We start from the raw sequence: 12408 nt of genomic DNA on the forward strand, positions 1-12408 counted from the left end.
GTGCCTGGAAATCCATATTTCCAGGCACATTCCATCCAATTTCATTGAAGATCAATTGATCTTTGGAAGACGTTTCAGGCTGACCAATACTTTACCCAGAATAATGGAGGAATCGGAACGAAGCAGATTCGCTTGCGGTTCGAATACGCTGCCTTTCTTCGGATCGCTGGAATCGACCGGCGAGCCCTGGATATAGCCTTTCTGGTAAATAGCCAGAACCGAAGCTCGGGCGTAGTAGTCGATCTTGCTATAATCCTTGAAAGCCTTTTGGAGTGCTTTCTCGATTTTTGCCGGATCCGTCTCCAGCTTGAGCTTGAGCGCACGGGCGAGGATAACCGAGGCGTCCTCGCGCGTCAGATTCCCCGTAGGCTCGAATACCTTCGGCGCCTTGCCGCGGATATAGCCTTCGTTGAAGGCCGTTTCGATATAGCGGTAATCCCACAGTGCGGTGCTCTCGACTCCCACGTCATTGAAGAGCCGCTTGCTTGGATCGGTATTGTAGTTCAGACGGATGGACATCGCCTTCACCATCATCGTAGCGAATTCGCCGCGCGACGTGTACAGGCTGGCTCCGAACTCGTCGTTGCCGGCGGCATTGATGAAGCCTTTGGCATACATCGCTTCCATATAGTTGCGCGCATACGGATGGGACGTAACGTCCAGATAGGAATATTTCATCTGTCCGACCACGTAATAGCCGAACTCCGAGAACGGCACGGTGACCGTGTGCTTCTTGGTGTCGACGACGCCGCCGAGGTTCACCCATTCCGGCTTCTTCGGATCAAAGTGGAAGACCGTAATGAACGTTCCGTTGGCGTCTACAATGTTGGAATCATAGCTCAGAGTCAGCGTCGCTTCCTTGGATGTAATCAGCTCGCGGTTCGCAGGACGGTCCGTGTAGGAAGGCACGTCGGCGGTCGGATACTGGTACGGGTCGATGCCGTACTTAAGAGGATCATAGACGTTGTCGGTCTGCGGATTGTCCGCAAGTCCCGCATCGATCCAGAACACCTTGCCCGCTTTGTTGAAGTTGGGGGAGAAGGTATTGTCGAACATGTTGCCCAGGCTCTCCAGGATCAGGTCGAAATTGGCTGGAGCCTGCTCGAATTCATGCCTATCGATGACGCCGTCGGTTGGATTGGCGATGCCGAACAGCAGGCGGTTCCCGGTGAATACTTGGTTCTTGAGCTTCGCCGGCACGTTGTAGTCGCGGCGGATGAGCGTCGTCGACTTAGGGAAGGCAAGCGTCAGTTCGCCTTCGAATACTTTGTGGGAGCTCTTCATTTCTTCCATATAGCCGGCGCCCGGAATATTGGTCGGAGCATATGTCACCACGATCGTATCGCTGGTCGTATCGTTGTCGTTGGCGATCGTGAACTTGAGCTTGTTCTCGCCAGCCTTGAGTCCGGACACCATGACCCGATATGCGGTCGTATAATCGATGGTCCCGTCATTGTCGGCGTCGAAGGCGATCTTTTCGGCGACCTGCTTGCCTACCGTTACGGTCTTGGCATTAGGAGCGTCGATGACGATCTCCACGTAGTTCTGGTTGACGATACGCTTGGATGTGAGCGGACGCAGAATCTTGTACGGCAGAGCCGTAGGGTCTACCTCCAGGCGGTAGCTGGCGCGAGCGCCGGCTTCGCCGTTGTTGTAGACATAGAAGTTGTAGACGCTCGATGTGCCGTCCTTGCTGAGGTATTGGTCGGTCAGAACCCATGAAAGGCTCTGCGTCTTCAAGTCATAGGTGACGGTAAGCTTCGGCTGCTTGTCCCCTTGCTTGTCGATGGCCCCGATCGTCTTGTTTTCGTTGAGGACGCTCACTGTCTGCTGGTCCTTCGGCAATGTCGCATCGTTGACGACACGCAGCTCGTTGCTGAGCGTCCAGACAATCGGATTGGACAGCGTACTGCCGTCAATCTTCAAAATATAGTTGGAGCTGGTGTTGTCTTTAACAATGTTTTCAAGATTGCTTTCGGCTTCGTAGATCGTTGTCCCCAAATCAATAAAGTCGAAGGTGCCGTAAATGTTCATGTACGGTTCCTTGGTCGTGTAGACGCTGCCTTGTTTGGGGAAATTAGGGTCATTCGCAAGCGGCGAAACCAATTCGCTGCTGTATGGATAGATGCTGTCCGGAGAGTAAGGAATCTTCGGCAAATTGATTTGTCTCAATAAAATGGTGATGGAATTCTCATAGTTGTTTTTGCCGCCCTTGTATACGAAGCGAAGTGTGAACGCCCCTCCCGCCTTCATAACGGATGCGGCTGTCGCGATGCCGTTTTGGGTAGCAACGAAATTGTTGTCGCTAGCATTTTTAGCGATTTCGATTGGCGTATTGTTGATATACAGAAACATCGTTTGAGCTTTGCCGCCAACCGGACTGTAGCGTATCTCCGACATGTCGTTCAGATTGCCCAACGTCGCATCGAAGTTTTTGAGTTTATTCTGGATGATATCGTCCAATTGGGTGGACTTGGTCGTGTCATAGGGAATATCCATCGTATCGTAAATGCTCGAGTATTGCAGGAACGGTCCAAAAAGCATATTGAAGGTGACCGAGCCGGCGTCGTTGCCGCCCAGCTTGAAAAACAGCGTCTGAGTGCCTTCGAAAGGCAGCTTCTTGACCGCGAGCACGATGCGTGTAAAGGTTTTGTTCACTCCACCGATCGTGCGGGTCACCGTGGAGGTGTCGACTATATTCATGTCAGCGGTGTTGATTGTGCCGCTTATTCCATTGATATCAAGTACCTTACTGATAGTCAAGGATTCCTGCGAGTAGTTGCCGATCAGCAATTCCATGGCGACAGGAGTGTCGTACAGGCTCGCTCCCGAGAGCGGCTTGCTCGCGAGGTTGAGGTCGGCCGTCGTTTTATAACCCGGAATATAGTTGAATTCGCTGATAAACGGGGCTGTGGCATTCCGAAGCGTGAACTTCAGGTTGTAGACTCCCTGCGTCTCTCCCGCCACCGTATTCATGGCTTCCAGATTGAGATTGTAGGCGCGGTCGAACGAGTAATCACCGGACTTCAGCTTGTCCAGGCCGATGCTGAAGGTATAAGTGTAGAACGCATCTTCCGGAGAATAAGCGTCTTTCGTTACCGTAGGAGTGGCATCAAAGCCGCCTGCAGGAAGCTTCGCTCCGTCCAGACTCGGGAAAATCTTAATTGCTTCCGATGGATTCGGATTGGGAACGGTTTTGCCGTCCACGATCTTTTTGTTGTTCGGAACGATGAGCGTACCTGTAATGGTAGCGGATTTTACGTCCGTCTCGGTTGTGGAGAAGTTCGGAGAATACTCCAGAGCCGCGCTGCTATTGCCATCGTTCAGGTTGACGTCGTAGAACGTCACATCTCCGTTGTAGAACGCGATCTCGCGTGTCGTCTCGATCGTCTGGTTGTTGTTCGTCACTTTGATGGTAGCCAGGTTTTTTCCTTTTTTGATCGTCAAAGGAGATATCGTGAATTCGTAGTTGTTGGAAGCTGACACATTATAAGACCGGCTGGAGCCGTTGACCTCGATCGTCACTTTGGATGCATTCGGCGCGTTGCCCGTAATCGCGATGTCAGCGGAAGTTCTGCCGCGTGAAGCGCCGGATTGAACGACGGTCGTTCCGTTCTCTTTCATCGGGAAAGTGCTGCCATCCAAGCGGGCGGTAAGGTTATAGAAGACCGGACCGTCATGGTACATGACATAGATGGACGTCGAAACCTCGGCGCCGCCCTGGAGGCCTTTGAATGTAATCCGGTTCAGCCCGGAGTAGAGCTGCACATTGTTCACCGCAAGGTTGTAGCCGGACAGGTAGATGCCGCCCTTTACTCCTTCGGTCTTGGCGCCCGTATCATCGTCCGTCGGGTCGTCGGTGCCTTTGAAGTTGACGACTTGAATGACGCTGTACGTAATGCTGGAAGGATCGATGTTGCTGATCGAGCCTTCCAGGCTGATCTTGCCATTCGTCGTGATGCGGGGGGTTTTGGGACTGCTGCTTTCCTTTGCAAACGTGAAGTACCCCGTCGCGGCGGCGCTGGCCGTCTGCGCGGGAAGAGCCGGCATCAGCTGCAGGACCAGGGCCAGCAGCAGGAACATTGCGCTGAATCGTTTTAACACGGGAAGCCTCCTCCATACTCTTTCAGTGTTAGTTGGTGTAGGTAGTTTATCGGAAGAAAGCTGGTAAATTGTTAGGATATCTAGCCCTCACGGAAAAGTATTATTATAATGTAGATAAATTTTTGGCAAATAAAAAAGAGCTTGTCCTTCCGGAGAAGGACAAGCTCTTTGATTGCGGAGTGTTTATTTGCCGCGCTCGTGATGCGGCTTCATGCGCATGCGCGCCAGCAGGTTCAGCAGCGGCCGCTTCGTCTTGTCGACGATGCCGATCAGCTCGGCGCCGATCTGCATCGCGAACACCAGCAGGCTGATGACGACGAAGGTGACCCAGTTGGCTGCGTGGGACTGCACCACGATGGACTGCACGATCGCGCAGGCGCCGAAGAAAGCCGCTACGCCGTAAATGATCAGCACCGTTTTGCGGTGGCTGAAGCCAAGCTCCCGCAGGCAGTGGTGCAGATGCCCCTTGTCGGGAGCGAAGATCGGCCGCTTGTTGACCCAGCGGCGGATAATGGCGAAGAATGTGTCCGCCATCGGCACCCCGATGATCAGGAGCGGCGTCACGAAGGATACGATCGTGACTTGCTTGAAGCCGATCATGGAGAGCGTCGCCAGGCTGAAGCCGAGGAACAGCGAGCCGGAGTCGCCCATGAATATTTTAGCCGGATGGAAGTTGAACACCAGGAAGCCCAGGATGCCTCCGAGCAGCAGGCTGCTCATCAGGATGATCGGCTCGAAGCCGAGGAAGCAGGCCATGATGAGGATCGTGCCGATCGCGATGCCCGACACTCCCGCCGCCAGACCGTCGAGGCCGTCGATCAGGTTGATTGCATTGGTCACGCCGACGATCCAGAAGATCGTCAGCGGGATGCTGAGCCAAGAGGAGATCTCCTGCATGTCCTGGCCGAACGGAATGTTCAGCAGGTCGATCTTCACGTCGAAGCCGAAGACGACGACGCAAGCCGCCACGAGCTGGAACATCAGCTTCACCTTGGCCGACAGCTCGAACCGGTCGTCGAGAGCGCCGGTCAGCACGATGATCGTGCCTCCCGCCAGCATCGCGCGGATCAGATTCGTATCGTAGGCGCTCAGCAGCCCTTCCGGAATGAACGGAAGCAGCAGGAAGAACGAACCGATAAAGGCGAGATAGATCGCCAGGCCTCCCAGCCGCGGCATGATGCGCGTATGGACCTTGCGGGCATTCGGCTTGTCGATGGCGCCGATCTTGAACGCGAAGCGCTTGACGAGCGGCGTCAGCGAGACGGCCAGGATCAGAGCGACTGCGAAACCGACGATATAAGTCATTGTGGCATTCACTGGAAATTCAACTCCCCTTCATTACACCGGAATGAATTATAACTCGTTCGAAAAAGAAACTCCAACCCCAATATCAGGGCATTTCGCGCAAATTACGGCGAATTGACGCTTCTAGTAAGGTTTTGTCACCTTTTCCTTCTCCCGAATCACTCTCAGAGCGAATTGCGGCAGAACGAGCATTCTCCGGAACCGCGAAGGCTGCTGCAGAAGGCGGTAAAACCATTCCAGGCGCAGCTTTTGCATGAATACCGGAGCTCTCTTCAAACGACCGGCGATAATATCGAAGCTTCCTCCGACTCCCATGATGAGAGGAACTCCAAGCTCCTGCTTGTAGCGGGCGATCCAGGGCTCCTGGGTAGAGGCGGAACGGGCCACGTACAGCATATCCGGAGAAAGCGCCTTGATTCGGGCGATGACCTCCGCGTCCTCCTGCTCCCCGAAATAGCCATGATGCGTTCCCGCGATGGTCACGCCCGGATATTGCGCCTTCAGGCGTGCTGCGGCCTCGTCGATGACTTCCTGCGTCGTACCGAGCAGGTAGGCGGACCAGCCGCGCTCCTTGCCTTCCAGGAACAGGCGGTGCATCAGATCGAAGCCCGGCACCCTTTCCCGAACCGGCTGCCCGACATACCCGGCGGCCCAGACGACGCCCGCGCCGTCCGGAACGACAAGCTCGGCTTCCCGCAGCATCCGATGGAAGGCGGGATCCTCGAGCCCCATCATGACCATGATCGGATTCGCCGTGACAACCTGGCAAGGCTGCCCTCTTTCAATAATGTTCGTAAGGTACTCCACGGTTTCGTCCATACCCATGCGGGAAAATGGAACTCCATAAATCGAAACCTTCGGAACGGTCCGCGCCTCCAGCCAGGCTGAAGCCTGGGAGGCGTCCCCGATCGCGTCCGCCAGCGCTTCGGCGGCATCTTCCGGCGCATTCGCGGCCTCGGCCGCTTGCTTGGACGGGTCTATAAAGTTTTTTGTAGTCGACATGGGTCGAACGGTCACCTCTTCGTTTCCTGACGCAGGTACTGGACAATATGTTGCGCCGGCTTGCGGGCCTCCTGCTGAAGCTTGTCGATCGCAGCCGCCTTCTCCGCTCTCCATCCGTCTCCGTGGTCCAGAAGCCGCTCGGCGGCGTCCGCGAAGGCGGCGGCATCCATGGCTTCCGTCGTAGCGATCGGGCGATCGCCGAGGCGGGCCAGAAACTGGTCGATCTTCGGATCATAGCTGAGGCCGAGCATCGGCACGCGGCGGCCGGCCGCGTAGATGAGAGCGTGCAGGCGCATGCCGAGCAGCATGTCGCAGCGGCTGACCTCCAGCAGCATCGCCTGGGGGTCGTCGCCCGGGGCGGCGAGCTCGGCGGAGCTGCCGGCGCCGAGCGTCCCGAGCCGCTCCATGACCTGGCGGGATGCTTCCGCATCCGCCGGGGTATGGAACGGGAGGAAGCGCAGGCGCACGGGCCGGCGCCGGGCGAGCTCCGCCAGCGCCTCGGCGGCGCGGGCCAGGTCGGCTCCGTCCTTGCGCCAATGGCGCAAAGAGACGCCGACGACCGGCGCGCCGGCCGCAGCGGCGGAGCCGCCGCCTGCCGCTGCCTGCGAGCCTTGCGGCAGCGGCAGGCCCATGACCGGATCGGGCACGACATCGATCCGCTCATGCGGCACGCCCATCCGCGCGAGCAGCGCCGCGGATTCGTCGTCGCGCACGGATACGTACGCGCTGCGGGTCATCACATGCCGGATCAGGCCGTCCATCCGGCGGTTCAGCACAGGGCCGATGCCCTGCGCGTAGATGAATACCGGCTTGCCGAGCAGCTGGGCCAGCTTGACGATTCCCGTATAGTAGGGAATCGTCTTGCCGCCCGTCACGTCCTGCAGCAGGCTGCCGCCGCCGCTGATGAGGCCGTCGCAGCCGGCGATGACCTTCATCAGCTCAAGCGGCTTCATGCGATGCGCGGCCTTGACGCCGTACATCTCCGTCGTCCAGGCCGGGTCTCCGGAGAGCACGACAGGATCGATCTCCACGCCCTGGGCTTCCCCCTCGGCGCGAAGAGCGAGCAGGATCGACTTCAGAACCGCTTCGTCGCCGCTGTTGCGGAAGCCGTAGTAGCCGGAGATGACGATCTTCTTGCGGATCGGGGGGAGAGAACCTCCGGTGTTAGCCATTGGCAGCTCTCTCCCGCGGCCAGAATTTTCGTACGAGCCATTCCCCGATTTGCCATACGGCAATCAGGATCAGGCCGATGACGACTCCGATGCCGAGGCCGAGCAGGATGCGGATCAAGGAAATGTGGATAGGCGTATGGATATGCGCGAACGTGTCGACCATGGACAGCTGGCCCATGGAACCTACAATTAGCAATACCCAGGCGGCGCGGTAGCGAAGCGCCAGGAACAAACCCAGCAGCATGAGCGGGTGCGCGAGGAGAAACTCCTTCGTGCGCGGACGAACGCCGAACGTCGTCTCCAGCACGTTGCGGAACATCAGCTCCAGCGAAGAAGCCGTTCCGGCATTGCCCGTGCGCGAAAGATAGTACAGCCCAGCCGCGCCGATGACGGCGACTGCGACGCACCACAGAATCGTGATCTGCAGCCCGAGCACCCGCCGCAGGCTGATCCAGGCCGATTGGCCTGTGAACAGGAACAGGTAGACGGCGGTCAAGCCGATCGGCGCCAGATGGAGCAGGCTTACGCCGCGGAACTGCTCCAGCACGAGGCTGTACGTCATGCTGTTGAGCAGCCCGATCACGATCGGGATGGCCAGCATGCTGATCAGCGAGGTCACGGCCAGGATGCTCAGCGCCATCGTCAGGCGCCGGCCGGCCGAGAGGCCGTGGAACACCCAGCGCGTGCCGGCTTGTCCGAGCCCTCCCAGCATGCCGCTCCAAGGCGACGCCTGGAACGAGCGATCCGTGCCTTCGCCGGCCGCGGAAGCCCATTCGCCTCCGACCGGACGCCGCTGCCCTTCCGTATGGGAGCGGATCCGGTTGATCGCCCAGATCATCGCCAGCGTCGGAGCGCTGATCGCGGCGCCGAGCGCCAATCCCTGCTCCATGAGCGAGCTGTTCAGGACGTAAAGTCCGGCGCTGCCGACGAGGCCGAGCAGGAAGACGATCAAGGCCAGGCTGTTGAAGAAGGCTCCGGCAAGCAGCGCGATCAGGCTGACCGCCCCGAGGGCGACGACCGCTTTGAGGGCTTTCATCCAGCTTGGATAGGAACGCTCGAACGCATGGGCTTCGCCGGAAGGGAATCCGAACGAATCCAGCTTGGCGATTGCTCCGTCCGGCCCGTCAAGCGACTTGTAGAGATTGTCCATCGGATCGGTGACAGCCCCTTTGTCCAGGTTGGCGGAAGGAGCCGCATTCAGATAGAACATGCGGATGTTGCGGTCTTTGGCCGCAAGCAGGAAGCGGTCGGCGATGACGTCCGGCTTCAGGGCGGCAGCGTCTTTGTCCGAGAGGGAGTAAAGCCGCGTAACGTTATAGTGCGTCAGATAGGCCAGCGTATTCAGGCCCGACTGGGGTTTTTTGAGATTTTCGATGGCGGTGATGCCGATTCCGTACTCATTCAGCTTCTGGGCAAAATGAGTCAAAGTCTTGTCGGCCGCCTGATCGGCGAAGCCGGTGACAGCACCGCCGTCGAACAGGATACGGGTGACGCCGAGATTCTTGAACTCGGCAAGCAGCGCATCCACGCGCTCCGGATTGTAAGGAATCCGGTCCGAAAGCCGCGGCAGCAGGCGGAAGCCGGCGTCATGCAGCTCCGTCAGCGCCAGCGGATCGGGAGCCATCGACTTCAGCACCGCCCCGGCCATCGGCGTCTCCAGCACGAGGCCGCGCTTGCCTTCCAGCTCCCACGGACGCACGGCGATGCCGTCGCTTTCGAAGCGGTTGCGGATCATCGGCTCCAGAGCCGCCTGCTCCCTGGCTCCTTCAAACAGCAGGTACGTATAGTTCTGTCCGGCAGGCGAAGGCTTGCCCTGCAGCAGAGCCGCCTCCGCCTCGCTGTACAAGCCCAGCCTTCCCGCGTTCTCGAGCTCGTCCAGCCGGCTCTCGAACACCGAAAGCGTACCGACTCCGTGAGACTTCAGCTTCTGAAGCTCGCTTTTGATATAGTCGACCGGACGACTTTGATAGGACGCCACCAGCACGAGATCCGAATAGTCGAACACGTACTCGACCTGCTTGGAGGTCTTCTCCATCTGCCACCGGTTAGCCCCGATGGGTATTGCCGCGATGACGCCGATCAGCGCCAGCGCCCACATGATCCTGCGGGCCGCGCGGTTCCACTGCTGCCACTTCAACACGTTCAAGTTCGCCCCTTATCCACTCATACTTGAAAAGCCGGGCAGGGCGGGTAGACATCACCCGCCCTGCGGCCCTTCACTGAACTTTCCGAGCCGGCTCCCTGCGGGGCCCCGGCTGCTCGCTCAATCCCTATACTCTGTGCGGATGCGTCGTCAATTCCGCCCCGCCTCTCCCATCCCTGACGCCTGCTGGAGACCGTTCAGGTCAGGCCATGTCGTCCACGCGCTGCATGACAGAGCTGCGCAGCGCGTTGAGCGCATCCTCCGCAGACTGCAGGGAGTCCCCGCGGACCGCGAAGTAAACTTTGATCTTAGGCTCCGTGCCGGATGGACGGAGCGTGAACCATGAGCCGTCCTCAAGAATGTACTTGAGCACGTTCTCCTGCGGCAGGCCGTCCAGGCCGAGGCTGTAATCGAGCACCTTGGACACCTTGATGCCGCCGGCTTCGGCCGGGGCTTCCGAACGGAAGCTGTCCATGATCGCCCCGATCTTCTGGACGCCGTCCAGTCCCTTGAGCGTGCGGGACTCCAGACCCTCCAGATAATAGCCGTACTCGCCGTACAGCTCGAGCAGCACGTCATACAGCGTCTTGCCCTGCTGCTTGTAGAAGGCAGCAGCTTCGGCGATCAGCATCGCCGCCACGACGGCATCCTTGTCCCTGGCGTAGGTGCCCGTCAGGTACCCGTAGCTTTCCTCGTAGCCGAACAGGAACGTATGCGAGCCCGTCCGTTCGAATTCGGTCATTTTCTCGCCGATGTATTTGAAGCCGGTCAGCGTATTGATGACCTCTGCGCCGTTGGCCTTGGCGATGTCCGCGCCCATCTCGCTCGTCACGATCGTCTTGATGACGGCCCCGTTGGCAGGCAGCTCGCCTCTTTCCCTCAGCTGGCTGAGCACGTAGTGGACCATGATCGCGCCGGACTGGTTGCCGGAGAGAACGACGTATTCGCCTTCGTTGTTCTTCACGACCGCGCCCATCCGGTCGGCGTCCGGGTCGGTGCCGATGATGATGTCCGCGCCTTGCTCCTGCGCCTGCTTGATCGCCAGCGCGAACGCCTCGCGCTCCTCCGGATTCGGACTCTTCACCGTGCTGAAGTAGCCGTCCGGCTGCTCCTGCGACGGCACGACGGCGACCGACTCGATGCCGATCTCCTTGAGCGCGCCGCGGACCGGATGGTTGCCGCTTCCGTGCAGAGGCGTGTAGATCACCTTGATGTCGCGTCCTGCGCCGCGCTTGAGCAGGTCGCGGTTCAGGCTCTGCGCCGCCACAGCTTCGATGAAGTCCCGATCCGCATCCTCGCCGAGCCACACGAGCAGTCCTTGCTGCTCCGCGTCTTCGCGGGCCATGCGCTTGATCTCGCCGAAGCTCGCCACCTTCTGGATCGCCGCGATCGCCTGCTCGGCCTCATGCGGCACGAGCTGGCAGCCTTCTGGCCCGTAAGCCTTGTAGCCGTTGTACTCCGGAGGATTGTGGCTGGCCGTGATGACGACGCCGCCGCTCGCCCCCAGCGCGCGCACCGCGAAGCTCAGCTGCGGGGTCGGACGCAGCGAAGGGAACAAGTACGTCTTGATGCCGTTGCCGGCCAGGACGAGCGCGGCCTCCAGCGTGAATTCCGGAGAATTGTTGCGGGAATCGTGCGCGATCACGACCGAAGGCTTGTCTGTCTGCCCAAGCAGCCAGTTCGCAAGTCCCTGCGTCGCCTTGCCTACCGTATAGGCGTTGAGGCGGTTCGTGCCGGCTCCCATGACGCCGCGAAGGCCGCCGGTGCCGAACTCGAGATCACGATAGAACCGGTCGGTAATCTCCTTTTCGTCACCCGCGATTCCCCTCAGCTCTTCTTTGGTCGCCTCGTCGATCGTCGGATCCTCGAGCCAGGACTGATAGCGTTGTTGCGCAAGTATCGTTACGGACATGGACTCATCTCTCCCTTGATCTCTGCGTGATCTCATTTAATAAGGCAGGCCCGGTCCGAATATCTTCGTTTTGTTGACGAATTCGGGCTGCATTTTGTTTTGGCATTTTGTTTTGGCATTGTGCTTTCAGCGATAGAAGCCTACTTCGGATCCGTAAGCGCGAACATGATCTCGCCTTCGGCCACGACCTTGTCCCCTACCTTCGCCGTCGCCTGGCCTTTGCCGATGATGCCTTTCAGCCGGGTGATGGTCACCTCAAGCGTCAGCGTATCTCCCGGCACGACCTGGCCGCGGAAGCGTAAGCCGTCGATGCCGGCGAACATGGCGATTTTGCCGCGGTTCGCCTCTACCTTGAGGATGGCGACCGCGCCGACCTGAGCCAGCGCCTCGACGATCAGGACGCCCGGCATGACAGGGAATCCCGGGAAATGCCCGGCGAAGAAAGGCTCGTTCATCGTGACGTTCTTGAGTCCGACGGCCCGTACGCCTTCCTCGACCTCAAGAATGCGGTCGATCAGCAGAAACGGCTGGCGGTGAGGAATAATCTCCATGATTTCATTGATATCCAGCAAAAAAAATACCCCTTCCGCGGGCGAAAGCGCCCTTGTTCGTCAATCGCCGCCCGGGCTGCATGGAACCGGGGCCGGCGGGCTACACTATGCATGTCCTGAGCGAGCCTGCAGGTCGCAAAGGTTGAGATAGGAGGGCAGGAAGCGGACTGAAGCGCCGCCGACTGTCCTTTTTATTGAGCAAAAAAAGGGACGGATTAT

At 58.9% G+C, this 12408-nt stretch carries 7 protein-coding genes; all 7 read right to left on the reverse strand.

The window, feature by feature from the left end; genetic code table 11:
- Positions 1-51: 51 nt before the first annotated feature.
- The 7 genes from AC06G8_RS20665 to fabZ all read right to left on the reverse strand — a co-directional run bounded on the left by AC06G8_RS20665 (position 52) and on the right by fabZ (position 12210).
- Positions 52-4104: an S-layer homology domain-containing protein gene (locus AC06G8_RS20665; RefSeq protein ID WP_480283770.1), complete on the reverse strand. Its 4053-nt coding sequence runs from the start codon at positions 4102-4104 to the stop codon at positions 52-54.
- A 183-nt stretch (positions 4105-4287) separates the two neighbouring features.
- The gene (locus AC06G8_RS20670; protein ID WP_048745211.1) at positions 4288-5409 is read right to left on the reverse strand and encodes a glycosyltransferase family 4 protein; all 1122 of its coding nucleotides are present in this window, start codon (positions 5407-5409) and stop codon (positions 4288-4290) included.
- 123 nt (positions 5410-5532) lie between these two features.
- Positions 5533-6234 carry a WecB/TagA/CpsF family glycosyltransferase gene (locus AC06G8_RS20675; RefSeq protein ID WP_480285481.1) on the reverse strand — a complete coding sequence of 234 codons (702 nt, stop codon included), beginning with the start codon at positions 6232-6234 and terminating at the stop codon, positions 5533-5535.
- A 188-nt stretch (positions 6235-6422) separates the two neighbouring features.
- Complete coding sequence (csaB, locus tag AC06G8_RS20680) at positions 6423-7583, reverse strand: polysaccharide pyruvyl transferase CsaB (protein WP_480283771.1); 1161 nt, start codon at positions 7581-7583, stop codon at positions 6423-6425.
- Positions 7576-9723 (reverse strand): DUF5693 family protein, encoded by a 2148-nt coding sequence (locus AC06G8_RS20685; RefSeq protein ID WP_480283772.1) that lies wholly within the window; start codon positions 9721-9723, stop codon positions 7576-7578. The genes csaB and AC06G8_RS20685 overlap by 8 nt, the downstream gene beginning before the upstream one ends.
- A gap of 205 nt (positions 9724-9928) precedes the next feature.
- On the reverse strand, positions 9929-11638 hold the full coding sequence (locus AC06G8_RS20690) for a phospho-sugar mutase (RefSeq protein ID WP_480283773.1): 1710 nt from the start codon (positions 11636-11638) through the stop codon (positions 9929-9931).
- Between the two features lie 140 nt (positions 11639-11778).
- Positions 11779-12210, reverse strand: a complete 432-nt coding sequence (fabZ, locus tag AC06G8_RS20695) for a 3-hydroxyacyl-ACP dehydratase FabZ (protein WP_480283774.1) — start codon at positions 12208-12210, stop codon at positions 11779-11781.
- Positions 12211-12408 lie beyond the last annotated feature (198 nt).

It is taken from the genome of Paenibacillus sp. SJS-P3 (assembly GCF_056711585.1).